Source organism: Polaromonas sp. P1_E11 (genome assembly GCF_056405995.1).
Window position 1 is genome coordinate 108,029 of sequence record NZ_JBFUBA010000008.1, and the last position, 26,398, is coordinate 134,426.

18 protein-coding genes are annotated in these 26,398 nt (G+C 60.8%); 8 read left to right on the forward strand and 10 right to left on the reverse strand.

Features of this window, described 5'->3' with window-relative positions; all coding sequences use genetic code 11:
- Position 1 precedes the first annotated feature (1 nt).
- The 5 genes from soxX to AC1D11_RS21385 form a co-directional block, all read right to left on the reverse strand.
- Complete coding sequence (soxX, locus tag AC1D11_RS21365) at positions 2–448, reverse strand: sulfur oxidation c-type cytochrome SoxX (protein ID WP_477649701.1); 447 nt, start codon at positions 446–448, stop codon at positions 2–4.
- Positions 445–2,652 carry a xanthine dehydrogenase family protein molybdopterin-binding subunit gene (locus tag AC1D11_RS21370; RefSeq protein ID WP_477649702.1) on the reverse strand — a complete coding sequence of 736 codons (2,208 nt, stop codon included), beginning with the start codon at positions 2,650–2,652 and terminating at the stop codon, positions 445–447. Before AC1D11_RS21370 ends, soxX begins: the two co-directional genes overlap by 4 nt.
- A complete protein-coding gene (locus tag AC1D11_RS21375; RefSeq protein ID WP_457280590.1) occupies positions 2,649–3,152 on the reverse strand; it encodes a (2Fe-2S)-binding protein in 504 nt (167 codons plus the stop codon). Before AC1D11_RS21375 ends, AC1D11_RS21370 begins: the two co-directional genes overlap by 4 nt.
- A 165-nt stretch (positions 3,153–3,317) precedes the next feature.
- A complete protein-coding gene (locus AC1D11_RS21380; protein ID WP_477649703.1) occupies positions 3,318–4,448 on the reverse strand; it encodes a winged helix DNA-binding domain-containing protein in 1,131 nt (376 codons plus the stop codon).
- A 2-nt stretch (positions 4,449–4,450) separates the two neighbouring features.
- Entirely contained in the window at positions 4,451–5,362 is a 912-nt protein-coding gene (locus tag AC1D11_RS21385; RefSeq protein ID WP_477649704.1) for a glycosyltransferase family protein, read from the reverse strand.
- A 536-nt stretch (positions 5,363–5,898) separates the two neighbouring features.
- Between AC1D11_RS21385 and AC1D11_RS21390 the strand changes: the two genes are divergently transcribed.
- Both AC1D11_RS21390 and AC1D11_RS21395 read left to right on the forward strand, forming a co-directional pair.
- Positions 5,899–7,602, forward strand: coding sequence for a ShlB/FhaC/HecB family hemolysin secretion/activation protein (locus AC1D11_RS21390; RefSeq protein WP_477651262.1), 1,704 nt, complete (start codon positions 5,899–5,901; stop codon positions 7,600–7,602).
- Positions 7,603–7,643: 41 nt separating this feature from the next.
- The gene (locus AC1D11_RS21395; protein ID WP_477651488.1) at positions 7,644–12,584 is read left to right on the forward strand and encodes a beta strand repeat-containing protein; all 4,941 of its coding nucleotides are present in this window, start codon (positions 7,644–7,646) and stop codon (positions 12,582–12,584) included.
- An 89-nt stretch (positions 12,585–12,673) separates the two neighbouring features.
- On the opposite strand, the gene AC1D11_RS21400 is transcribed toward AC1D11_RS21395, so the two are convergent.
- On the reverse strand, positions 12,674–13,393 hold the full coding sequence (locus AC1D11_RS21400) for a C40 family peptidase (RefSeq protein WP_477649868.1): 720 nt from the start codon (positions 13,391–13,393) through the stop codon (positions 12,674–12,676).
- A 224-nt stretch (positions 13,394–13,617) separates the two neighbouring features.
- Between AC1D11_RS21400 and AC1D11_RS21405 the strand changes: the two genes are divergently transcribed.
- Positions 13,618–14,784 (forward strand): PQQ-dependent sugar dehydrogenase, encoded by a 1,167-nt coding sequence (locus AC1D11_RS21405; RefSeq protein ID WP_477649867.1) that lies wholly within the window; start codon positions 13,618–13,620, stop codon positions 14,782–14,784.
- A gap of 22 nt (positions 14,785–14,806) precedes the next feature.
- Here the strand turns inward: AC1D11_RS21405 and AC1D11_RS21410 are convergent, their stop codons facing one another.
- From AC1D11_RS21410 to AC1D11_RS21420, 3 genes are read right to left on the reverse strand one after another with little or no spacing between them, the layout of a single operon-like run.
- Positions 14,807–15,283 carry a RidA family protein gene (locus AC1D11_RS21410; RefSeq protein WP_477649871.1) on the reverse strand — a complete coding sequence of 159 codons (477 nt, stop codon included), beginning with the start codon at positions 15,281–15,283 and terminating at the stop codon, positions 14,807–14,809.
- Between the two features lie 49 nt (positions 15,284–15,332).
- Complete coding sequence (locus AC1D11_RS21415) at positions 15,333–15,968, reverse strand: LysE family translocator (protein ID WP_477649866.1); 636 nt, start codon at positions 15,966–15,968, stop codon at positions 15,333–15,335.
- A gap of 48 nt (positions 15,969–16,016) precedes the next feature.
- Entirely contained in the window at positions 16,017–16,373 is a 357-nt protein-coding gene (locus AC1D11_RS21420) for a hypothetical protein (RefSeq protein ID WP_477649865.1), read from the reverse strand.
- A gap of 199 nt (positions 16,374–16,572) precedes the next feature.
- On the opposite strand from AC1D11_RS21420, the gene AC1D11_RS21425 reads away from it, so the two are divergent.
- Positions 16,573–18,045, forward strand: a complete 1,473-nt coding sequence (locus AC1D11_RS21425; protein ID WP_477649864.1) for an aminotransferase-like domain-containing protein — start codon at positions 16,573–16,575, stop codon at positions 18,043–18,045.
- Positions 18,046–18,136: 91 nt separating this feature from the next.
- Here the strand turns inward: AC1D11_RS21425 and AC1D11_RS21430 are convergent, their stop codons facing one another.
- Positions 18,137–18,787, reverse strand: a complete 651-nt coding sequence (locus tag AC1D11_RS21430) for a LysE family transporter (RefSeq protein ID WP_477649863.1) — start codon at positions 18,785–18,787, stop codon at positions 18,137–18,139.
- A gap of 201 nt (positions 18,788–18,988) precedes the next feature.
- Between AC1D11_RS21430 and gspG the strand changes: the two genes are divergently transcribed.
- The 4 genes from gspG to AC1D11_RS21450 all read left to right on the forward strand — a co-directional run.
- Positions 18,989–19,438 (forward strand): type II secretion system major pseudopilin GspG, encoded by a 450-nt coding sequence (gene gspG / locus AC1D11_RS21435; RefSeq protein ID WP_477649862.1) that lies wholly within the window; start codon positions 18,989–18,991, stop codon positions 19,436–19,438.
- A gap of 259 nt (positions 19,439–19,697) precedes the next feature.
- A complete protein-coding gene (locus tag AC1D11_RS21440) occupies positions 19,698–22,445 on the forward strand; it encodes an FG-GAP-like repeat-containing protein (protein ID WP_477651264.1) in 2,748 nt (915 codons plus the stop codon).
- A gap of 59 nt (positions 22,446–22,504) precedes the next feature.
- On the forward strand, positions 22,505–24,805 hold the full coding sequence (locus tag AC1D11_RS21445) for a SpvB/TcaC N-terminal domain-containing protein (RefSeq protein WP_477651489.1): 2,301 nt from the start codon (positions 22,505–22,507) through the stop codon (positions 24,803–24,805).
- A gap of 69 nt (positions 24,806–24,874) precedes the next feature.
- The coding region (locus tag AC1D11_RS21450; protein WP_477651490.1) for a SpvB/TcaC N-terminal domain-containing protein at positions 24,875–26,398 on the forward strand (1,524 nt) is incomplete at its 3' end.

Here is a 26,398-nt window from a genome sequence, read left to right on the forward strand (position 1 = left end):
TTCACTTCAGTGTCAGCAGAAAGGCCACCACGTCTTCAATTTGCTGGGCGTTCATGATGGGCTTTCCCTGCCAGGCCGTACCTACGCGCACCAGACTGTCGTTGCGGTAGTAGGCGGGCATGATGCTGGCCGGGTTCAGGCGCTGCGCGTCGGCAATGCGCAGGCGTAGCTGGCCTTCGTTCCAGCGTGCCCCCGCGCCCGCCAGGTCGGGCGCCAGGTTGCCCTGGAAGCGCTCTTCGGGAATGGGCCCGGTGTGGCAGAGCAGGCACAGGCCGTGTTGGCGGCTCGCGACGATGGCGCGGCCGCGTGCCGGGTCGCCGGGCGTGACCGTCAGTGCCTGGGGTATGGCGTCGCCAACAACCTGCAGCGCCGGGACGGGTTGTTGCGCGAAGCTGGTCCAGGGTGTCAGCATCATCACCCCGCCGGCGATGGCGCCATGCCAGTTCATGCCTTCTTGAGATCGTGGTTCTTCAGCGGCAGGTCGCGTATGCGTTTGCCGGTCGCCGCGAACACGGCATTGAGCACTGCAGGCGCGGCGACCGCGATCGTCGGTTCACCGACGCCACCCCAGAAGCCGCCCGAGGCGACGATGATGGTTTCAACCGCCGGCATGTGCTGCATCTGCACGACGGGGTAGGTGCTGAAGTTGTCCTGCTCCATGCGCCCGTCTTTCTGTGTGCATTCACCGAACAGCGCTGCCGACAGGCCGTAAGCAAAGGAGCCCTCGACCTGCGCCTCGATCTGCTGCGGATTGACCGCATAGCCCGGATCGGTGGCGGCCACGATGCGATGGACCTTGAGCACACCGTCGTTGCTTACCGAGACTTCGGCGCAGGCCGCCACGTAGCTGCCGAAACCCATGGTTTGCGCCAGGCCCCGGTAGACCTTCTGGCCGCCGACGTCGGGCGGCGGGACGTTCCATTTGACGCGTTCGGCCACGGCGTTGAGCACGGCCAGGTGTTTGGGGTGGTTCGTCATCAGCTTGCGCCGCAGGGCCAGCGGGTCCTGTTTCGTGGCAACCGCGATTTCGTCGATGAAGGACTCGAGGTAGATCGTGTTCTGGTTCAGATTCACGCCTCGCCAGAAGCCGGGCGGCACGCTGGGGTTTCGCATCGCGTGGTCGATCAGCAGGTTGGGGAAGCTGTAGCCTATGGAGGCTTCCGGCCCCGGCGCATTGAGGCCCTGGAACTGCACCGGGTCGAGTCCGTTGCGCACGTTCTGCGGGGCCACACCGGCCAGGATGGACTGACCGGATATGCGCATGTGCAGGGCCGTGACGTTGCCCTGGGCATCCAGCCCGGCCTGGAGCTTGCACTGCGTGACCGGGTGGTAGCGGCCGTGCAGCATGTCTTCCTCGCGCGACCACAGCAGCTTGACCGGCACGCCCGGCATTTGTTTGGCAATGTCCACCGCCTGGCGCACCCAGTCGTGCACCGCGCCGCGCCGCCCGAAGCCGCCGCCCAGGTGAATCTTGTAGACCTCGCATTTGCCGGCCGGCAGGCCTGCCGCTTCAGAGGTGGCCGCCAGAGCCGCTTCACCGTTTTGCGTAGGCGTCCAGACCTCGCAGCGCTCGGGCGTCCAGCGTGCCGTCGCATTCATGGGTTCCATGGTCGCGTGGTTCTGGTGCGGGTAGGAATACACCGCTTCGATGCGCCTGGCCGCTGAAGCCAGCGCGGCTTTGGCGTCGCCGTTCTGGTTGCCGACGGCCGCGTCGGGCGCGTCCAGCCCGGCCTTGAGCATCTGGGCCACGCCGGCGCTGGAGTTTGAAGCGTTGGGGCCGTTGTCCCATTCGATGGGCAGCGCGTCGAGTGCGGTCTTGGCGCGCCACCAGGTGTCGGCCACGACGGCCACCGCGCTGTCTCCGACCGCCAGCACCTTCTTTACGCCGGGGCGCTTCTCAATCGCGGCCGCATTGAAGCTCTTGACCTTGCCGCCGAACACCGGGCAGTCTTTGATGGCCGCGTTGAGCATGCCGGGCAGTTTGAGGTCGGCGCCATAGACCTGCTTGCCCGTGACCTTGTCCATTGTGTCCAGTCGTGCCAGTCGCTTGCCCACAAGCTTCCAGTCTTTCGGGTCCTTCAGCTTGACCTCGGTGGGGGCCGCCACTTTGGCTGCCGCAATCGCCACTTTCCCATAGGTGGTTTTCCGGCCCGATGGCGTGTGGGTGATCACGCTGCTGGCCGCGGTACATTCGGCCGCCGGCACCTTCCATTCGTCGGCTGCGGCCTGCACCAGCATCATGCGGGCGGTGGCGCCGCCCTTGCGCACATAGTCGTGCGATTCGCGGATGCCGCGGCTGCCCCCGGTGGAGAAATTGCCCCATGCCCGGTTGCGCGCCAGATTCTGGCCGGGTGTCGGGTATTCGGTGGTGACTTTGGCCCAGTTGCATTCCAGCTCTTCGGCCACGAGTTGCGCGAGCCCGGTCAGGCTGCCCTGGCCCATCTCAGAGCGCGCGATGCGGATGACCACCGTGTCGTCGGGGCGCACCACGACCCAGGCATTGATCTCCGGCGAGGCTGCGTCCTGGGCAGCCGCCGTGCCGGCGAACGGAATGTGGAAACCTACGATGAGGCCGGCCGAGGCGCCCGATGCCAGGAAGCGGCGACGCGAGAGACGCAGAGAGTTTGCGGAGGGCAGGGTGGTGGCGCTCATGTCGTGCTCCCGTCGGTGTGCTGGATGGCGAGCGCCGCGCTTTTGGTGTTGCCACCTGCGGCAACAACCTTGATGGCGGCACGGATGCGGTTGTAGGTGCCGCAGCGGCAGATGTTGGTCATCGCCTCGTTGATGTCGGCATCGGTCGGGTTTGGTTTGGCCTTGAGCAGCGCCGCCGCGGTCATCACCATGCCGCACTGGCAATAGCCGCACTGCGGAACGTCCAGCGCAACCCAGGCCTTCTGTATGGGGTGCGAGCCGTCGGGCGAGAGTCCTTCAATGGTCACGATTTTTTCGGTGGCACTCACCGTCGAGACGGGCCGCACGCAACTGCGTGTAGGTACGCCATCGATGTGCACAGTGCAGGCGCCGCAGGCCGCGATGCCGCAGCCGTATTTGGTGCCGGTGAGCCCGAGCTGTTCGCGGATGACCCACAGCAGCGGTGTGTCGTCCTCCACTTCAAACTCACGCACGGTACCGTTGACGTTCAGTTTTGCCATGGATGCGCTCCTCAATATTTCGAAGGAAGGATGGGCCGGATGACTGGGGGATAGTAGCGCGGGTGCATGTCAAATGCACCCGGCAATGCTATACCTGAGTAATGCGCTTACTTGCGACTGGCAATAAAGTTCGGCCGGGTAAACCCTTGAGGCCGGCGCTTTTCGTCAGCGAACTTCTGCCAGCGGCAGGCCGGTGAATGCCGCGTAGCGTTGGGCGGCGAGCCGCAGTGCGCCGACGCTGCCGCGCGGCAGCGGGGCGAAGGACGCGGTGCTGATGCTGACAACGCCTTTTTTTGTTTCTGCCTGCCAGGTGCCGGCCACGCGCCCACCGACCAGCAGCGCCGGCCGGAACAGGCCATTAGGCGTCATGAGCTTGCCGGCATGTTCGCTGTCGATGATGGCTTTGCGGTCCGTGTAGCCCAGTACATATTCGTCGAAGCCGGCGAGCAATTGAAGCTGAAGCGCGGGCTTGCCGGCCGGCGGTAAAGGCGTGCGCTTGGACCACCACACGGTGTCTCCCTCAAACAGTGCCTGTGCCAGGCCGGTTTCGGCCATCTCCAGCGCCGCCCTGGCTTCGCCGGCGGCCAGCCCTGACCACCAGGAAAAATCGGCCAGCGTGGCAGGGCCATGGCTGGCGAAGTAGCGCTGCGCCAGTTGTTTGAGTGCGTTTTCGCGAGGCAGCTCCTTGCCTGCTTCGGGTCCGGGAGGCAGCCATTCATCGAGCAGGGTGTAGGTGGCCTGCTTGCCGCGCGGATCGCCCAGGCAGATCAGTCCGACCTGGGCCGCACGGTACAGGATGCGCCCTCCGCGATGGCCTTCGGTATTGATATGGTGCTGCGCGAGTGCGGCAAAAAGTTCCAGGCGTGTGAGCTGCCGGCCGCCTTCCAGGCACTGCCGGATGGCCGGAAGGATTTTCCGGAAGGCTGCCTCATCCAGCTGGACCTCACGGTAGGCTGCCGCGGTGCGGGTCAGCAAAGCCGGTGCGGCCAGGGCCAGCAGCCAGCGCAGGTCGGCGGCCGCCACCAGGTGCAGCGTGCCGCGCAGGACCCAGCTGCGGACCACCTTGCGTTGGGACAGTGCCTGTTCAATCGACGCGTCGGTGATGGCCGCAGCGGCTGCGAAGCGCGAGCCAACTGCCCATCGGGCATGGGCATATTCCTGTGCCTGCACGGCGCCAAACCACTGCACTGCCTGATCGACGCGTTTGAAATTTGAGGCCCCAGGCGGAGCGGTTGCAACAAGGCGCTGGCTGGCCTGCCGCAGCGCGAGCAGTTCCTGCCGCGAGATCTCCGCCATGCTCAGGCAACGTTTTCAAGCATGGCGAGCATGCGGCTTTGCCAGGCTGCGGGAGAGAACCGTTCACGCAGCAGTTGCTGCGATGCCTGGACCATGGCCTGGCGGCGGGGTATGTCTGCCAGCAGATCGGCGCACGCAAGGGGCATGTCCTTGAGGTCTGCCATGACCAGGTGAACGCCCGGCTCGATGCCGAAATCTTCAACGCCTTCGAAGACATCGGACACGACGGCTGTGCCGGCCGCCCAGCTTTCGAACGTCCGGAACTGGTCGAAGTACATGTGTTCCGGATCGGCATGGATGTTCAGGTTGATGCGTGCACCGGCGCGGCAGGCGTCGCGCGCCGCACCCCACAGGCCGCCCCAGACGAACTCGGCCTTCAGGGCGGGAGCCATGTTGGCGAAGTACTGCTCGGCATCCCGCCGCCGGGGCGTGTCACCGCCCATCATGATGATGTCGCGGTTTCTCTGTGCTTCGGGAAGGGGCGTGCGCACGTGTTTGCCGGCCACCATATAAGGCAGCTGGTAAGTGGCAAGTGCCGGGAAATTCTGTGCGAGGTAGCGTGCTATGGAGGAATCCATCGCCAGCACAGCGTGCAAGCCGGGTGCGATGGCGTCGAAAAGATCGGTCTTGTACCGGTGCACGGTAGCCAGCGCATTCTTCGTCAATGGATCAAACATCCACAGCACATGCTTGCCGTTGCGCGGCAGGCCATGCGCCGCAAAGCGGGGTAGTGCATAAATTCCGGCGATCAACAGGTTGACGTCGCAGTGGCCGACATCGGGCAACGGCGCGTCGGTGCTGGTGCCCAAGTCAATGAACTCCACGTCATGGCCTGCATTCACCAAAACATCCATCCACAAGCGCGAAGCGCGGCCAAACAAGGTGTCGATGTCGGTGTAGATGTGGATTTTCAACGCGGCTTCCTGCGGCTTCTTTTATGTTGCTCTTCAGCTTATAGCGCAAGGCGCCAAGGGGGCCGGGGCCAAGCGGGCGTCGGCGATCCGCAAATAAATCCGGGAGTCATTGCCGCTGTGGTCTGTTGTCATCCGCGGCTCGATGGTCCGAATGGTGGCGCTTGTCGTTCCGGCATATGCCATCCACGCGGGATCGGGGGACCTGCGGCAAAACTTTACACAACGCGCCTGAATTTCCGGGGAGATTTTTCGCTGGCAAGAAAGATTTTCAGTAGGTCAAAGGTAACTGAATGTATGCCGTGCTGACCCTAAATGTAACTAATAGGTCCGCGGAATGTGAGCAGAAAAAGCATTTTGACCAAAATTAGGGGCGAAATGATTACACAAGACCGTTGGTAATTAATCACTTTTTCTCCCTTGTATCAGCTTTCACAATTGGTTACCGTGAATTAGTTCACAAAAAATACTAACCGGCAAGTGTCGAATCACAACACCTGCAGGCACTTCGGAAACTTTGATTTTCAACGGGGCTGGCGATGAAGCGTATTGATCGTGTGGGCGTGCACAACGTGTGGACTGGTGCTTTTTCTGTGTTCATGGTCATTTCGACAACTGTGCTGGCGCAGCAGGCGCCATCCACCATTGACCCTGGCCGGGTTCGCGAGCGTTTTGATTTCCAGCCCGAGCCCGGCGCCTTAGCGGCGCCTCCGGAAATCAGGACCGAGCCAACAGGGCCTTTGCCTGAATCACTCAGGGCCATGAGGGTCACGCTCAGGCGCATTGATATTGAAAGCAGCACCGTGCTGCCCGGCGGCATTCTTCAGGCGAATGCGGACAGCTATACCGGACGCGAAATCACGGGCGGCGAAATTCTGCAACTCGCGTCCTCGCTCACCGCGATGTACCGCAATGCAGGCTACATCCTGTCATTGGTAGTGGTGCCGCCACAGTCTCTCGCCGATGGGACGCTCACCCTGCGTGTGGTTGAGGGCTACATCGACAAGGTGAACATTCAGGCGGGGGACGATGTCAGCGCCCATGTGAAGGAGCAACTCGCAGCCATCGGCGAGAAGATCAGGGCATCGCGGCCTATTCAGGGCCCGGTGCTTGAGCGGTATCTGTTGATCGCCAATGATTTTCCGGGTGTCGAGTTGCGCAGCGTGCTCGCTCCTGCACAGGCGCCGGGTGCGGCTGACCTCACGCTGATCGCCAGCGTGAAGAAAGTCGAGGGCTTTGCTGCCGCCGACAACTATGGGTCGAAATACCTCGGCCCCGCCGAGATCGGCGTGGAAGTGAACATCAACCAGTTGCTGGGCGTCAACGACCAGTGGCGCTTTCGGGGCATGAGCAGCGGCAACTCCGAGCTGGCCTATGCACAAATTTCCTATAGCCAGGTAGTCACGACAGAGGGCCTCAAGCTGTCCGCCGCCGCGTCCAGGGCACGCACACGCCCGGGCGACATCCTGACGCCGTTTGATATGCACGGCAACGCGGACACGATGACGGTCTCTGCTGCGTATCCGCTGCTTCGGACCCGCAATGAGAGCGTGACGGCCCGGGCAACGTATGAACACACCGACGTGCAAACTGACGTGTTGGGCACCCGGGTAATTGAAGACCATCTCCGTGTGCTGCGCCTGGGGCTTGGGTGGCGGGTGCTTGACGGCCTGGGTGGGCAGAACTCGCTGGATGTGGATTTCAGCCAGGGACTGGGTGGCACCCGGGAATCCGATCCACTCAAAAGCCGGGCAGGGGCCAAAGGGGTGTTCAACAAACTCACCTTCGATTACGAGCGTACCCAGCCTCTTGCTTCGAACCTTGCCCTTACGCTGGGCCTGAGCGGGCAGTGGGCCAACACGCCCCTGCTTTCGTCGGAGCAATACGCGGTGGGAGGCCGGCGATTCGGGCGCGCCTACGAACCTGCTGAACTGGTGGGTGAGCGCGGGCTGGCGTTTCGCGCTGAACCTCGTTATTCCGGTTCCTCGGACTTCGCGGGCTTCAGGTCATGGCAGCTCTTTGCCTTCTATGACATCGGCAAGGTCTGGACGGTAGGCTGTACTTGTGTGGGCACGCCCAGCAGCCAGAGCCTGGCATCGGCGGGGCTGGGGACTCGCCTCTTCCTTCCACGGAACGTGGTGGCTGCGGTCGAGATCGCCTGGCCCCTGACCAAACCCATCGCGAGTTACCAGCCCCACGGGAAAGACCCCCGGCTGCTGGGCACGCTGCTGGTGCGATTTTGATGATTTGTTCAATGACTTTTCTTTGCCCCAAGAGGTGATCCATGAACGCTAACCTGAACTCTCCGCGTAATTTTCCTGCCGTCCGGCGCCGGCGATCTTTTGCGCTGAAAGCCCTTCCGGCCGCCGTGGCGATGCTTTTTTCGCCACCCGGCTGGACGGTTGACATTGCCGGTGGCGCGGGCCTTCCACAGAACGGTACGGTGTTCTCCGGCACTGCCAACGGCTCAGTGTCGGGCAACCAGCTCACTATCAATCAGGGAACCGACCGCGCCGTGGTTAACTGGGGCTCGTTCGACATCAACCCCGGAAAGATGGTGCAGATCAACCAGCCCAACGCAACCTCGGCCATGCTGAACCGCGTGACAGGCGACGCCAGCCCTTCCCAAATACTGGGCAGCCTTTCGGCCAACGGAACAGTGATGCTGATGAACCCCAATGGTGTGATGTTCGGGCAAAACGCCGTGATCAATGTGGGCTCGCTCATTGCCACCACGGGCAACATCGACGTCAACAACTTCATCAACACCGGCGGCGCACAGATCACCGGGGCCGTCGGCAGTATCACCAACCATGGCAGCATCACCGCGCAAAATGCCGGCCTGGTGGCATTGGTTGCGCCTTCGGTCACCAACCACGGCAGCATCACCGCCATCGGTGGCACGATTGCCCTGGCCGGATCGAGCGCTGCCACGGTCACCACGGTGTCGCTCAACAGCGGGCTTTATGAGTTCGCCATACCGGGCGGTGCAACGGGTTTGAGCGTGTCCAATATGAACCATGCCAGCCTGAACGGCGCGACCCTCTTGCTGGGCGTTGGCGATGCCGCCAACCTGCTGTCCGGCGTCATCAACCTGGAGGGCATTCAGCAGGCCAGCAATGCCATCGTTGTCAACGGCCATACGGTGGTGCTCAAGTCGGCACTGGACGCAACCCAGGTCAGCGGCAATGCAGGCCAGGTCGATGTGTACAGCGGGGCACGTATCCAGGACGCTGTCAACATTTCAAAGACCGGTACGCCAGGAGCGGGGGGCTCTGTAGACGTTCATGGAGGCACTTACGCCGAGCAGGTCACCCTGAACAAGGCCAACCTGGCACTGACAGGCCTGGACGGCGCAAAAATCGTGGTGCCCGATGCCGGGCAGGTTAACGGCATCAGCATTACCGCCAACAATGTGACGGTCACCGGGATGGAGATCGCCGGGCCCGTTAACCAGCCCTACACAGGTTATGCGTGGGGCTCCAACATCAGCCGCGGCATTGCGGTGGCCAATGGCGTCACCGGTTTCACGATCAGCAACAACAACATCCATGACGTGCGCAACGGCATCCTGATCGACGGCCGCAACACGGGCAGTGTGACAGGCAACCGGATTGAAAATACCAAGAGCGCCATTTCTGTGCAGTACACCGATGGCAGCGGCATCGCGATGGCCGGTAACAGCCAGGGCCCGGTGGGCAACGAGTGGGGCCTGAACCTGCACCTGAATGGGCACATGGTCGGGTCGAACCCCACTCCCGTCGCCAATACCACGCCCATCGCTGCCGCTCCGACCCTGTCACAGCAGCAGTCTCTGCTGGACCTGAGCGCGGCCAATGGCGGCTGGTCCGTGCAGGACCAGGCGTACACCTCGTCCAACCGCACGCACGTGACGGTGGCCACCACGGGCTCTTCGGGTGCGCAGGGCAGTGTGCTCACGCCGCTGGGCAGCATCCAGGGCGGCGTGGATGCCGTGGTCAAGGGCGGCACGGTGAACGTGGCGGCCGGTAATTACACCGGTAACGTCTCCATCACCAAGGCGCTGACGCTGGACGGCGCGGGAGTGGGGCAGACGGTGCTGCAGTCCGCCTCGGCTGGCATCGGTGACGGGGTGACGATCAACAATGCCTCCAACGTCACGCTCTCCGACCTGTCGATTGCCAACTATGGGAACGGCCTGCGCATCGACGGTGTCTCCAACAATGTGACCGTCAACCGGGTGGCCTTCAACAACAACACCTCCGGCATGCGCAACGGCACCACGACCCGGGCCGACAACTTCCGCATGCTCAACAGCACCATCACCGGCGGGCAGATTGGTGTGCAGACCTATAACGGTTACCAGATGGTCGGCGGCGTTCCGGTAGCCACGGGCTCTTTTGAAAATGCGGTGTTTGAGAACGTCACGGTGGACGGCCCCAGCTTCAAGGGCTTTTATCTTGAAACCGCGAACAACCTGACCCTCAGGAATGTCACCGTCGTCAATGCCGGCAACTATGGCGCGCCTGCATCTTCATCGCTGCATAAACGTTATGGCGCCGGCATCGACATCAACCTGAAATACGACAACTTCAATGCGATCAATTTTGACAACGTGACGGTCAAAAATTCTGGCGCGAGTTCGGGTGATCCGACGGCTGCGGCTGTGGTCATCAAAACACGCGGCATCGCCGGTGACAGCGCCGATTACACGGCCGCACCGGCCCGCCTGCAAAGCGTCAACATCTCCGGCGGCAGCATCGAGGGTTCCAGCCGGACAGGCATACGCTTTGAGACCATGAGCAATGGCCATGGCGGCCAGCCCACGGTCACCATCAGCGGCGGCACCCAGTTCAAGAACAACGGGCAGGACATCTCGGTGGACGCTGTTGCGGTTGATGCTCGCGGCGCCGTCTTCGACGGTGCGGCCGACGGTTTCGCCATCGAAGACCGCGTGACCCATGCGCTCGATACCACCGGGCGGGGCCTGGTGACATGGACGGACGGCAATGTCTACGTCACGCAAGCCAGCGGCAGCATCCAGAGAGGCGTCAATGCCGTGGTTGCCGGCGGCACGGTCAATGTGGGCGGCGGCACTTATGTGCAGCCCTCCACGCTGGTGGTCGACCGTAGCGTGACGCTGGCCGGTTCGGGCCAGGGATCGACCGTGATCGACGCACACAACGTCAGTGGCTACGGCATCAACGTGACAGCCGACAATGTCTCGCTCAAGGACTTCACACTTTACGGCCCGAGCGCCAACGTGGCCGGATCCTACGGTATCAAGGTGGCGCCCGTCGGCGGCGCGTCGGCGCGGCTGCGCAACTTCTCCATCAGCAACGTCACCAGCCGCGGCGCGGGCCGGGCCGAGCTGGACCTTAACGGCGTTGACGGCGCGCTGATAGACCGCGTGACGGCCGACGGTGCGCCGGTGGGCAACAACACCGGCACGACGCAGGGCGCCGGCATACAGCTGACCGACAGCGCCAACGTCACCGTCAGCAATTCGACCACGCGCAACAACGCCTGGGGCGGCCTGGCGCTCTACCAGTCCAATCGCTATTACAACCAGCAGGTGAACAACGTCACGGTGGCGAACAGCAACAGTTTCACGGAACGAAACCCGGTCTACATGCAGGATGAATCAGCGAGCCGCAATTTTGGCGCGCTCAGCATCGCAGGCTACGACTATGCCGTGCGCAACGCCGGCACGGCAGACAACAGCTACCAGTACACCTGGCTGCAGGCCTCGCAGCAAAATGCCCTGGACTATGCCGTCAATCTGGGTAACGCGGGCTCCAGCTACGTTCAGGGCTGGAACGGCGCGCAGGCCACGCAGGACTTCCAGGTGGGCGTCGGCAACCTGCTGGGCGGCGGGACCCAGGCACTGTCCATCGGGACGGCCATGGGCAATGCGGCAACCGGCGCCAATATCCGCGTAGGCGCCGGCACCTATGCCGAGGACGTGGTCGTAAACAACCCCTACAACCTGTACTTCGGCGGCTCGACCCTGCACGGCCTGACGCTCAATGCCGGCGCGGGCGGCTCCGGCATCAGCGGCAACGTCATAGTGGACGGTGCAGGCGGCATCCTGTTCAATGCCCCGGTGAACCTGTTGGGCGACACAACGCTGGCAACCCTGGGCGCCAACATCACGCTCAACGGCGATGTGCAGAACGCCGGCAGCGCGGCCCGCGCGCTGCGGCTCGTCGCCGGCTCGGGCAGCACTCGCGGCAATGTGCACATGGTGACGGGCGGCACGGAAACCAACGCGCTCGGCCGGTTTGAAGTCGTGGCCAGTGACTTCAGCCTGGACAGCACCTTGTGGGTTAAAGGCTACGGCATTGACGCACTTGGCAATGTTGCCCTGAGCAACCACACGCTGCGCGGGCAGGACGCCACACAGTCCAACACCCTGAACGCCGGCGGCGACGTGAGCGGCTCCACCATCAGTCTGGGCGCCGTCCAGGTCACCAGCGGCGGCGATGTCTCGGCCAATGTCACCGCCAGCGAAGTGGCGGTGGCCGCCGTGGGCGACGTGAGCGGCACCACCACCAGCCAGGGCAATGTGCAGATCAGCAGCAGCACCGGCGACATCAGCGGCAACATCAGCGGCAACAACGTGGTCGTGCAGGCTCTGGGTGACGTAAGCGGCACCACCACCAGTCAGGGCAACGTGCAGATCAGCAGCAGCACCGGCAACGTCAGCGGCAACATCTCCGGCAACAATGTGGTGGTACAGGCGCAGGGCGACGTGAATGTCGTGGTCACCGCCAGCAATTCGGCTTCGCTGGCCGGCGACACCGTGGTGGCCAACGTGGTTGCACCCATCATGACCGTGGAGGCGGTCACCGACGTGAAGATTTCCGGTTCATCCGCGCAGGTCACCATTGATTCGCCGAAAGGCAGCGTCAGTGGCGATTTTGGACAGGTGACCAATTCGGGCGGCGGCCTGGTCAATGTCAACGGCAAACCGCAGGGCAACCAGCAGCTCTCGTCCAATGCCGAAAACAACCGTGTGGTTCCGGCCGGCAACAACGTGGCTGACAACGCCGGGACCGGTGCTGACGGTGCAGGGGCAGCTACGCCGACGCTTCAGCTGGCGCTGGCCGGTGAAGGTACGACTTCTCTGGTTTCGAGCACTCCTGCCAAAGCGGGCGACGCCATAGACAACGGCCAGGCCGTGGAGCTGGACATGTCGCCAGGCAATGGGAAAGAGAAGGAGAAGGAGAAGGAGAAGGAGTAGGGCGGCCGGTGAATTGCCGGGCAGGGTGCAGGGCCTGAGCTTGACCCGGAGATCGGCGTTGATGCGACGCCTGCGCCCTTGATTCCGGTTTAGTTCCGGTACTGGTCCTGCTGCATCAGCAGCTCAGCCTGCCGCGCAGCCGACACCTGCGGCGCTGCCGCCTGAACGGATGGCTTGTCCGATGCGGTGGCTTGCGGCTGTTGCGGGCGGGCGGGCAACGCAGCCGCGCGGGGTGTGGCCTCTTGCGCCACCCCGTTGGACGGCTGTACGCGGCGGGCGCCGTCAAAGCGGCGCTGCCAGTAGCTCACGCCCATGCTTTCGACGCGCACTTCAGCGCCGGGCTTGGGCGAGTGGATGAATTTGCCGTCGCCGATATAGATGCCGACATGGCTGAAAGCGCGCTTCATGGTGTTGAAAAACACCAGGTCGCCGGGTTGCAATTCGGTTTTGTCGATGCGCTGGGTAGCAGCGGCTTGCTGCTCCGCGCGGCGGGGCAGCAGCAGCCCGACGCTTTGTTCGTAAATGGCGCGTACAAAACCGCTGCAGTCAAACCCGGTTTCAACGGTGTTGCCGCCGCGCTTGTAGGGCACGCCCAGGAAGCCCATGGCGTTGACGACCAGTTCGGAAGCCTTGTTGGTGACGCTGTGGCGGACATTGTCAATCTGGGTCAGCAGGCCCTTGTCGGCGAGCAGTTTGTCCATGTCGTTGTCGCTGCCTGAATTACCGGGTGCCGCATGCACGCTGGCCGCCAGCAGGGCAGCAGAGGCAATGACGAGGGCAGGGGCAATCATTCGCATGGCGCCAAGCATACTTGACGGAATAGTCCTACGTCAACTCATGTTGTTTCTTGATAACGTTGACAAGCTATTGATTTGTAACGAATTTGTAGTGGATTACCCCATTTATTACCCCCGTATGCCATGTTTTACACCGCCTTGGCCGGGCTTCGACATGATCAAAAGGCGGTTTTCCCGGTCAAATGGGCGTGACGGGCCGATTAATGTGCTTTCAGGGGCTTTTTTCAGGGTGAAATATGGCTTTAAACCAATACCAACGGGCGCTGGCAGCTATATTTTTGATAGCGTCCAGTGTGATCTTCCAGCCTGCCCAGGCTCAGAGTGTTCGCCCTGAAACCGTGGTGGCGGGGCTGGAGAACCCGTGGGGCGTGGCTTTTTTGCCGGGCGAGCGTTTTCTGGTCACTGAGCGCCCGGGCCGCCTGCGGGTCGTCGGGCCGGACGGCAAGCTGCGCGCGCCGGTGGCCGGCCTGCCGGAGATTGTCGCCGGCGGGCAGGGCGGCTTGCTGGACGTGCTGGTCGACAGCGACTTTGCCCGGAATCGAACGATCTACTTCTGCTTTTCCGAGCCGGCCGCCACCGGCACCGGCACCGGCAACAGCACTGCGCTGGCACGCGCCACCTTGAGTGCCGACGACACCCGGCTGGAAAACCTCAAAATCATCTTCAGCCAGAAGCCCAAGGTGGCCAGCACGGCGCATTTCGGCTGCCGCATCGTGGAAAGCTGCGCGGCAGCGAACGGCGCGCCAGACGGCAAGCTCTTTCTCACGCTGGGTGAGCGGTTCAGCCGCAAGGAAGACGCCCAGAAGCTGGACAACCACCACGGCAAGATTGTCCGCATCAACAAAGATGGCTCGGTTCCCCAGGACAACCCCTTTGTCGGCAAAGCGGGTGCCTTGCCTGAGATCTGGAGCTACGGCCACCGCAACGCCCAGGGCGCCACGCTGGCGCCTGATGGCACCTTCTGGATGCATGAGCACGGCCCGCAGGGCGGCGACGAAATCAACCTGCCCAGACCCGGGGCCAACTACGGCTGGCCGGTCATTACTTACGGTGAAAACTACGGCGGCGGAAAAATCGGCGAAGGCCTGACCGAAAAGGCCGGCATGCAGCAACCGCTGCATTACTGGGTGCCGTCCATAGCGCCTTCCGGCATGGCGTTCCTGACCAGCGAGCGTTATGGCAAGGCATGGCGGGGCAACCTGTTTGTGGGTTCGCTCAAGTTCGGCTACCTGGACCGGATCGAACTGGCGTCGCCGTTCTCCGGCAAGGTGGTGCGCGAAAGCAGGCTGCTGTCTGAAGCCGGAGAGCGCATTCGCGATGTGCGCCAGGGGCCGGACGGGCTGCTCTATGTGCTGACCGACAGCAACAATGGCAAGCTGATACGCCTGCTGCCCGGTGGTTGAAGGCGAAGGCCGGCTGGCAAGCCTAACCGGCCACCGCAATGAGATCGATCTCGACCGAGGCACTCTTGGGCAGCTGGACAACGCCCACCGACGTACGGGTGTGGGCCCCGGCCGGGCCCAGCACCGCATACAGCACGTCAGACGCGGCATCGGCGACTTCGCTTTGCTGGGTGAAATCCTGCGCTGACTGCACAAACACCGTGATGCGCAGAATGTGCTTCACGTGGTCAAGGCTGCCGAGGCTTTGCCGCAGCAGCGCCAGCGCGCGCATGGCGCAGATTTTTGCCGCCAGCTGGGCCTGTAGAACGGACGTTTCCGAGCCTACGCGGCCGGTCACGACCACGGTATTGCCGACACGCGGAATCTGCCCGCTGACAAAGACCTGGTCGCCGTGCTGCACGACAGGCACGTAATTGCCGCCTATCTTGATCTCACCGTCAAAGTTGTAGCCGAGTTCGGCCTGCACTGCGGCGAACCGGGTGTCGCGTGAATCTTCCATGGGCATGAATTCCTCTTGATGTAGTTGGATGGAGCGTGATGTGGGCGTTTCAGGCAGGGCTCTTCAGCCGCAGCAGGCTCAAACCCAGCAGGCCAAACGCGCCGCCGCAGAGACGGTTGAAAATGCGGGCCCGGCGGGGCGTGCCAAACCATTGGTGGGTGTGTTTGGCCAGCAGCACATAGGTGAAGTGGGAGACCAGCACGCATGCAGCGAAGGCGCTGGTCAGTGCGAAAAATTGCGGCAGCATAGGCGCCTCCGGGTGGATGAACTGGGGGAACAGCGCGGTGAAGAACAGGATGCTTTTGGGATTGGTCACCGCCACCAGCAGGCCTTGCCGGAACAATGCGGCATTGCTTTTTCCGGAGGATGCCCCAGCCGGCAAGGGCGTGTCGAACATCGAGGTCTTGCTGGTCCACTGCCGCCAGCCCAGGTACATGAGGTAGACGGCGCCCACGGCCTTGAGCACCGCAAACAGCCAGGCCGAGGTGTGCAGCAAAGTGCCCAGGCCCGCCATGGCCGCGGTAGAAACGGCGAACACGCCGAGCACATTGCCGGTGGAGCTCCACAGCGTCTTGCGCGGCCCCCAGGCCACGGCGTTGGAAACCGCCAGCAAAATGCCGGGCCCGGGGCTGAGCGCGGTGACAAGTGAGATGGTGATGAAGAGCAGCCAGGCGGAAGTGGTCATGGTGAGGTCAATTAAAAAATGATGGGGGCGATTTATTTCCAGTGGCGGCTATGCCGCCTCGGCGCCACGCAGCCAGCTGCGCACGGCTTTCATCGTTCCTGAAAAGTACCTCAAAAGCGCGCTTCCCGTCTGGCCCGGGGCTTTTGCCGGGGCTTGGTTCAGCACGCATGCTGCACCGCCGTGCTGGGCGGTCACCGTGATCCATCCAGTCCGGACGACGGTATGCGACTGCCCCGCCTCCAGCGGCATGCTGTCGCGAAAGACCTGCTCACCAAGCCAGTGCGGCGTGCCGGTCACCAGCAGCGTGCCCGAGGTGCTGATCAGGGCGCTGCCGGCTTGGGTGTGAAAAAACAGGGACTCACCGGCATCCAGCTGAAGGTGGCGAGGTGCAAAGTGCTCTTTCATGGCGGCTCCATTCATGGGTTGGTGAACTGGAAAAACGGGGGGAAGGTGACATCAAGGTTAAAGAGACCGGCACTTTCCCGACAGAGCCAGGCAAGTCCTTTCTGTATCGGTACAGATGACTATCTAGCCATCTGTTATGGTCTGTTTTTGCCGCATCTGTGGCTGTGTCCCGGCTTCCCCTTCACGGATCATTCGGTTTATGGACATGCAACCCTCGCCATCCCTGTCGCAACCGCTCTATCTACAGCTCTCCAGCCATTACCGCCAGGCCATCCAGTCTGGCGTTTTGATGCCCGGGCAGCGCATGCCGTCCGTCAGGGCGCTGACGCGGCTGCATCAGGTCAGCCTGTCGACCGCGGTGGAGGCCTGCCACACGCTGGAAGACGAAGGCCTGCTGGAGGCGCGGCCGCGGTCGGGTTACTTTGTGCTCAAGCGGCGTCGGGTTGACATCCAGCCGCCCAGCGAGCCGGAATGCGGCCACAGGCTGGACCCGGCACAATACGTCGGCATCCATGACCGGGTGTCCGACTTCGTCGCCAAATGCGATGTCTACCCGCTGGTCACCAACCTGGCAGGCACCTACGGCTCGCCAGAAATGTATCCGGCCGAGGCCCTGAAAAACGCCGCCACGCGCGCGTTGCGCAAGCACCCGCAGCTGCTGGTGAACCCGCCGGACTTCCTCAATGATTCACCGCTCAACGTCGTGCTGGCCAAGCGGGCGCTGGAGGCCGGCATGCGGCTGTCAGCGGAAGACATCCTGGTCACGCACGGTTGCATTGAATCGCTGAACGTTGCCTTGCGTGCCGTGGCGCGGCCGGGCGACACCGTCGCCGTTGAGTCACCGACGTACCACGGCCTGCTGCAGATCCTCGAAAGCCTGGGCCTGCGCGCGCTAGAGATTCCCACCAGCCCGAAGCTGGGGATTTCCGTGGAGGCGCTGGATCTGGCTTTCCAGACACACGACCGCATACGCGCCGTGGTGGTGATCCCCAATTTCCACAATCCGCTCGGCAGCGTGATGCCCGACAGTGAAAAGGAAAAGCTGGTCGCGCTGTGCGAGCGCCAGCAGGTGGCGTTGATTGAAGACGACACCTATGGCGCATTGGGGCCTGACGACATTCCGCTGAAGGCCGCCAAGGCCTGGGACCGCAGCGGCTCGGTGATTTACTGTGCGTCGCTGCGCAAGACCCTGTCACCCGGCTTGCGCCTGGGCTGGGTTGCCGGCGGGCGCTGGCAGGCGCGCATCAAGATGCTCAAGTACGCGCAAAGCCGCGCCAACGACATGCTGGGCCAGCTGGCCGTGGCCGAGTTCATGGCCTCCAGCGCCTATGACCGCCATCTGGCCAGGCTGCGCCGCATGCTCAACGTGCAGCGCGAGCAGATGGCCGAGGCGATTGCGGCGCACTTTCCCGCCGGAACCCGGTTGTCGGTGCCCGGTGGCAGCATGATGCTCTGGGTGGAGTTGCCCGCGGGTACCTCAGCGCAGGCGGTATTCGACACTGCCATCCGGCAGGGCATACGGGTGGCGCCCGGTTCCATGTTTTCCAACTCGAACCGCTTTGACCACTTCCTGCGCATCAGTTGCGGCTCACCGTTTTCCAGCGAGACCGACAGCGCCCTGCGCAAGCTGGCGGGCATTGTTTCGGCGCAGGCTGTGGACCGTCCAGTTTGAAGGCAGGGTCGCTGCTATTTTGAGGGTTTTTTGGCTGCGGCCCTTTATCAACGGGCGCGAGCAGCTATTTTTTTGATAGCGATCTTCGCGTCTAATGCGCCGCAGCGTGGCTGCGTTTGACGAAGAACAGGCCCGCACCGACGGTCATCAGCATGCCGCCGAACAGCCGGTTTTGCAGCCGCACCGCACGCGCATTCCTGAAGAGCTTTTGCAGGCGGCTGGCGGCAAACGCATAGCCGTGCATCACCACGGTGTCGACCGCCACGGTGGTGAGCGCCATCACCAGCAGCTGCGGCCACAGCGGCCGGGCGGGGCTGATGAACTGCGGCAGCACTGCCACCATGAAGAGGATGCCTTTGGGGTTGGTGACGTTGGTCAGCAGGCCGGTGAGAAAGCGCCTGCGTGCTGAAATGCCGTTCGCATCGGCTGCCGGGCCGGCATCTTTCGCCGCGATGTCGTTTGATGACCGCCACTGCGACCAGCCGATATAGATCAGGTAGAGCGCGCCCAGCACTTTCACGACGCTGAAGGCCAACTCCGACGCCACCAGCAGCGAGCCCACGCCTGCGCCGGCCACCAGCAGGATGATGACCAGCCCGATCTGCAGGCCCGCGATGGTGGCACGCGTGCGCTGCATGCCGTAGCTCAGGCCATGGCTCATGGCCAGTACTGCGCCTGAGCCGGGCGAAATCGCAATCAGGATGGAAGCAAGGAAGTAGGCGGTCCAGGTGTCAATGGCCATGGTGGTTGGGTGCGATGGAGCAGGTGAGGGAAGAGCAGGAAGGAAAATGCGCATCCTACACGGCGTTGGCGCCGCACAGGAGGCTCGTCATCAATGCCAAATAATGGAATGAGTAAGAGCGGGCACGCAAGTCGCTATAACATTGGCGGGTTCCCCTCTGCGAGAAAACTGAAAGAGCTGCGCATTGATCACCGGCACGCCATGAAAAAAAAATCCATTCCCAAAAATCGCACAAGAAACACAGGCCGAAGATCCAACGGGTTCACTTTGCTGGAGCTGCTGGTCGTGATGGTCATCATTGGCTTGTTGGCTGCCTATGTCGGTCCGCGTTACTTTGCCCAGATCGGCAAGTCAGAGCAGGGCGCGGCCAAGGCGCAAATTGAAGCCCTCGCCAAGGCCCTTGATACGTATCGGCTGGACACAGGGTCCTATCCCAGCGCCGACAAAGGCCTGAACGCCTTGATGGCCAAACCAGCCGATGAGCCCAAATGGCAGGGTCCGTATCTGCAGAAAAGCGTACCGCTGGACCCTTGGGGGAAGCCCTATATATATCGGCCGCCTTCTGCAGGGAATGATTTTGATTTGCTCTCCTACGGCAAGGATGGGCAACCCGGTGGCGATGCGGAAAACGCGGATGTGTCTTACCGCTAGCGACATTTCACCCGCTCCGCCGTCAATCGTTTCTCATACCAACTCGAGGCTTCTCCTTCAATTGAAGGAGGTCTTGGATGGCACGCCGGGGCATGCGGCAGAGGCTGATCAATACCAAAGACTGTAAAGATGCTCGGGCACATCAAGAAAGCCACGGTAACCAGGACTACGCCATGGAAGTTGCAATGGCGATCAACTACAGTCCATAAAGCGAAAAGCTGAAAAAGCAAAAGCAAGAATTCAAAAAGAGGGCAGGGCAATGAGGGATCAAAAAAGCAGGATATTGCTGGGCGCAGCCCTGTGGCTGGTGGGCGTCTTCACGCTGGCCCAGGCCCAGACCACCACAGTAGCCGGCACCATGGCCGGGCAGTTCGCCGTCAACGAGTCGGGTGCTGGCACTTACCGCATCCCCATTCAGGTCCCTCCAGGCGTTGCCGGCATGGAACCCAAGCTCGAGCTGAGCTACAACAGCCAGGGCGGCAACGGTTTGCTCGGCATGGGCTGGAGCCTCGGTGGTTTAAGCACCATCAGCCGCTGCCCCAGAACCAAGGCCCAGGACAACGTACGCGGTGCCGTCAACTACGACATGAATGACCGGTATTGCCTGGACGGGCAGCGGCTGATTCTGGTCAGCGGCACCTACGGAGTTGCTGGTAGCGAATACCGCACCGAGCTGGACAGCTTTAGCCGCATCATCGCCTCAGGTACCGCTGGCAACGGCGTGGTCTCCTTCACGGTGCAAAGCAAGGCCGGGCTGACGATGGAGTACGGCAACACGGTTGATTCCAGGATTGAAGCGCAGGGCAAGCCCACGGTACGGGTCTGGGCCATCAACAAGATCAGCGACGTCAAGACCAACTTCATGACGCTCAGCTACATCGAAGACAACGCCAACGGGGAGTTCTATCCAAACAGGATCGACTACTCGGGTAATGTTGTTGCTGGTCAGGCCGCAAGCAATTCTGTTCGGTTTGTCTATGAGGCGCGTCCGGATGCCAGTGCCGGATTTTTAAGCGGTAGCCTTCTGAAACTTACCCAGAGAATGATTGGCTTGAATGCGTATACCGGGTCGCTACTGGTCAAGTCATATGCAATGCAATTTGAGCAAGGTCCTTCAACAACTCGTACCAGGTTGATTTCAGTGCGGGACTGTGAAGGGCCGGCGGCAATTTCTTGCCGCGCTCCGTTGCAATTGACCTGGACTGACGCAAACAGCCCGGGACTCTTTAATGGTTGGTCGAGTACCCCAGGTTTGCCCGGAAGAGAAAGCAGTTATGCGCCTTATCTGGCAGACGTTAATGGTGATGGGTTACCCGACCTGGTTGAAATTGCCCGCAGCACAAATGGCGGCTGGATCAGCATTAATCCCGGCGACGCTAACTTTCAAGGATGGAGTTCTGTAAATACGCTATTTGGAGGAGAGAACGGATACACGCATCATTTTGTTGATGTCAATGGGGACGGGTTGCCAGATGCCGTCCAGATTGCAAGAAGTTCAAACGGCGGCTGGATCAGCATTAACCCCGGTGACGGGAATTTTCAGCAATGGACGCATACAAATGCTTTGTTTGCGGGAGCCGACAGCTATGCCCACTATTGGGCCGATCTGAACGGAGATGGATTGCTGGACTTCATACAAATTGCAAAGAGCTCGAATGGCGGCTGGATCAGTATCAATCCCGGCAACGGCAACTTTCAGGGCTGGACTTATACCAACAGCCTATTTGGTGGCGAGGATGGCTATGCCCACTACCTGGTCGATGTAAACGGGGATGGTTTGCCCGACATGGTTCAAATTGCCCGAGGCACGAATGGCGGTTGGATCAGTATCAATCCCGGCAATGGTAATTTTCAGGGGTGGACCTATACAAACAACCTGTTTGGCGGAGAGGATGGTTACGCACACTATCTAGCTGATGTAAACGGGGACGGTTTGCAAGACGTGGTGCAAATAGCGCGGGGAGTTAATGCCGGCTTTGTGTCTATCAATCCGGGCAGTGGAGATTTTCAGCAGTGGACCTATACAACGAACATAGCCGGTGGTACCGACGCCTATACCAATCATTTAATCGATGTCAACGGAGATGGGCTACCGGATTTGGTGCAAATTGCGCCGACGGCAACAAATGGTGCAATCAGTATTAATCCCGGCAACGGTAATTTCACGACGTGGACACATTTGTCAGGCCTTCTCGGTTCGGCGAACACATACAGCCACTATCTGAGTGATCTGGATGGGGATGGATTGCCTGACCTATTCATGCTCGCGCGCAGTTATAGGGACGGAGCCTGGATTAGCCGCAATACCAAAATATTGCCCGACCTTGTGTCCGTAGCCTCATCCGTTACCGGCGTCACCACATCGTTTGTCTACTCTCCACTAACCAAGCCCTCTACTTACACCAAAGACACGGCCCCCAACGCCTCGGCGTACCCCAAAGCAGACCTGGTCTATCCGCAATACGTGGTGAGTTCGATCGCGAGCAGCAACGGCGTAGGCGGCACAATCACCACGCAATACAGTTACGGCGGCTTAAAGGCCGAGCTCGGAACAGGCCGGGGCATGCTCGGTTTCCGCTGGATGAAGTCAAAGAATCTTTCGAACAACATCGAAAGCTACACCGAGTTCAACCAGAACTGGCCGTTTACAGGAAGCGTCGCGAAGAGCGAAACAAGGCTGGCCGGCTCAGGCAACGCAGGCGTACTCAAACGCACCACCAATACCTATGCACAAGGCACTGGTTCTGCTACGGGCACCACCTTCGTCTACCCTAGCCAGAGCGTCGAAGAAAGCTGGGACCTGACAGGAACGCCATACCCCACAGTCACCAACAGCTACCAGTACGGCCAGAGCCCGCAATTTGGCGACCCCACCCAGATCACCGTGGGTAATAGTGCCGGCGCCAGCAAGAGCACCGTCAACGAATACTGGCCTGCCAACACCGGCAGCGGCAGCTGGGTGCTTGGACGACTCAAAAAAGCGACAGTGACGAGCGTGACGCCGTAGCGTTGATCAGATAAAGTTGTTGGCACACTAAACACAAAATCAAAAAAGAGGGCAGGGCGATGAGGGAGCAAAAAAGCAAAGTATGGCTGGGCGCAGCCCTGTGTCTGCTCGGCACGGTCACGTTGGCCCAGACCAGTACTGTGGCCGGCACCATGGCTGGGCAGTTCGCTGTCAATGAGTCGGGTGCTGCCACTTACCGCATTCCCATTCAGGTACCTCCCGGTGTTGCCGGCATGGAGCCCAAACTCGAGCTGAGCTACAACAGCCAGGGCGGCAACGGTTTGCTCGGCATGGGCTGGAGTTTGGGTGGCTTGAGTGCCATCAGCCGCTGCCCCAAAACCAAAGCCCAGGACAACGTACGCGGTGCCGTCAACTACGACATGAACGACCGCTATTGCCTGGATGGACAGCGACTGATTCTGGTCAGCGGCACCTACGGAGTTGCTGGTAGCGAATACCGTACTGAGCTGGACAGTTTCAGCCGTATCATCGCCTCGGGCACCGCAGGCAATGGCGTTGCAGCATTCACCGTGCAGAGCAAGGCCGGGCTGACGATGGAATACGGCAACACGGCTGACTCACGAATTGAAGCACAGGGCAAATCCACGGTCAGGGTCTGGGCCATCAACAAAATCTCTGACGTCAAGAGCAACTTCATGACGTTCAGCTATGTCGAAGACAACGTCAATGGGGATTTCTATCCCGCGAGGATTGACTATGCGGGCACGGGTGCGGCTCAACCGCAGAGCGTGCAGTTTGTTGTGGAGGGGCGGACCGACATACTTCCCGGGTACATGGGTGGATCCCTGCAAAAGAATACCAAGCGAATGAAGGGGCTCCAGACTTACCTGGGTGCGTCTTTGATCAAAGATTATCGAATTGCCTATTCCATAAACCCGACAACGGGCCGCTCCAGGGTTGCTTCATTGCTTGAGTGTGATGGTGCTGGTGCTGGTGCATGTTTGAGGCCGAGTGAATCGAGCTACGGCAGTGCATCCACAAGTGGTTTCGCGAGTTTCGATTACTGGACTCCAGTATTTGGCTCTGGTTGGTATAACCCCCAGAACTACAGCACGATTCAGTATGTGGACATCAATGGCGATGGTTTTCCGGACATTTGTGGTCGATGGGACGGCGGGATTAGTTGCGGGCTGAACTTGAAAACCAGTGTGGGCTTTGCTGCTCCAACTGTCTGGACCACGACATTTGGCGTGGGTTGGGATCAGCCACAAAAYTACAGCACGATCCGGTATGTCGATCTCAACGGTGATGGGCTGGCGGATATTTGCGGCCGRTCTGACACTGGCATTGTGTGTGCGCTGAATCTGGGGACGGGTGCTGGTTTTGCGGCTCCGGTAGTCTGGACTTCGACGTTTGGCTCGGGCTGGTACAACCCCCAGAACTACAGCACGATCCARTAYGTSGACCTCAAYGGTGATGGCCTGCCGGAYATCTGYGGGCGGTCTGACGGCGGAATCATTTGTGCTTTGAATCTCGGGACTGGCGCCGGTTTTGCGGCTCCGGTAGTCTGGACTTCGACGTTTGGCTCGGGCTGGTAYAACCCCCAGAACTACAGCACGATCCAGTAYGTGGACCTCAATGGTGATGGCCTGCCGGACATTTGTGGACGGTCTGATGTTGGCATCCTGTGCGGTATTTCCTCGACTCGAATGGAAAATCAGCTTGCCCAAATTTCCGTGGCGGGTAACCCGACAGGCATTGCGTATCAGCCACTTACCGGCAGTGCGGTCTATACCAAAGACACTGCCGCCAACGCCTCAGCCTACCCCAAAGCAGACCTGATCTACCCGCAATACGTGGTGAGCACAGTTACCAGCAGCAACGGCATAGGTGGCACGGTCACCACGCGATACAACTACGGCGGGTTAAAGGCCGAGCTCGGAACAGGCCGGGGCATGCTCGGGTTCCGGTGGATGAAGTCAAAGAATCTATCCAACAACATCGAAAGCTACACCGAGTTCAACCAGACCTGGCCGTTCACGGGAAGCGTCGCCAAGGCAGAGACCCGGCTGGCCGGCTCAGGCAACGCAGGCGTACTCAAACGCACCACCAATACCTATGCACAAGGCACTGGTTCTGCTACGGGCACCACCTTCGTCTACCCCAGCCAGAGCATCGAAGAAAGCTGGGATCTGGCGGGAACGCCATACCCCACAGTCACCAACAGCTACCAGTACGGGCAGAGCCCGCAATTTGGCGACCCCACCCAGATCACGGTCGGTAATAGTGCCGGAGCCAGCAAGAGCACCGTCAACGAATACTGGCCAGCCAATACAAGCAGCGGCAGCTGGGTGCTCGGGCGCCTCAAAAAAGCGACAGTGACGAGCGTGACGCCGTAGCGTTGATCAGATAAAGTCGACGACAAGCAAAAAGCTGCAAAAGCAAGAATCAAAAAAGAGGGCAGGGCGATGAGGGAGCAAAAAGGTGAGGTATGGCTGGGCGCGGCCTTGTGGCTGCTGAGTACGGTCACGTTGGCCCAAACCACCACGGTAGCCGGCATCACACCCGGACAGTTCGCCGTCAACGAAAGCGGCGCAGCCACCTACCGAATTCCCATTCAGGTCCCACCCGGCGCCGCCGGCATGGAGCCCAAACTTGAGCTGAGCTACAACAGCCAGGGCGGGAATGGCCTGCTCGGTATGGGCTGGAGCCTGGGTGGTTTGAGTGCCATCGGACGCTGCCCCAGAACCAAGGCCCAGGACAACGTGCGCGGTGCCGTCAACTTCGACATGAACGACCGCTACTGCCTGGACGGGCAGCGGCTGATTCTGGTCAGCGGCACTTACGGAGTTGCTGGTAGCGAATACCGCACCGAACTGGATAACTTCAGCAGGATCATCGCTTCAGGCACTGCCGGCAATGGCGTTGCAGCATTCACGGTGCAAAGCAAGGCCGGGCTGACGATGGAGTACGGCAACACGGCCGATTCACGAATTGAGGCTCAGGGCAAACCCACCGTCAGGGTCTGGGCCATCAACAAGATCAGCGACGTCAAGACCAACTTCATGACGTTCAGCTATTACGAGAGTGCAGATAGCAGCGTGTATGCGCCTTTAACCGTCGTCTATGACGGTAACGCGGTGAATATTGAATATGAGACCACTCGGGCAGACAGGGTTCAGGGCTATATGGCCGGTAGCCTTGTTCAGGTTGACCGGCGTATTTCTCATATCAAAACTCATGCGAAAGGCTCTTCGGATTTGGTGTTTGATTACAAGGTCAGTTACACGGGTGGAACGACAGTTCAGCGCTCTGTCATAGCCAATATTTCAAGATGTGAACGGAACGGAAACTGTCTGTCTGGATCGGCTTTGACTATTGGAAATACGGCGACGGTGGGCTTTACGTCAAACGGTACCTATTTAACCAACCTGTCCGATAGCGCTTTTGTGCACGGTGGGGGAGACGCTGGTCTTCGTGTTGTAGATTTGAATGGTGATGGCTTGCCGGATCTTGTGCACTTGGGGTACTTCGTCAATGGCGAGTTTGGTGGTGGTTTGATCAGACGGGCTTTTATCAATACCGGAACCGGTTTTGTTCGSAACGATGCTTATGTCAGCGGAGTCAGTGACAGTGCCTTTACGCATACCTATAGCCGTGACGCAGGCTTGCGGGTCGTGGATCTCAACGGTGATGGCCTGCCCGATCTGCTGCAGTTGGGTTACTTTGTGAATGGCGAATGGGGCGGAGGTACGCTAAAGCGTGCTTTCATCAACACAGGTTCAGGATTTGTACAGGACAACACGTGGACAGCCAACCTGTCCGACAGTGCTTTTGTGCACAGTGGTCGTAGTGGTGGCCTGGAAATTGTTGATTTGAATGGTGATGGCTTGCCGGATCTTGTGCACTTGGGGTACTTCGTCAATGGCGAGTTTGGTGGTGGTTTGATCAGACGGGCTTTTATCAATACCGGAACCGGTTTTGTTCGGAAC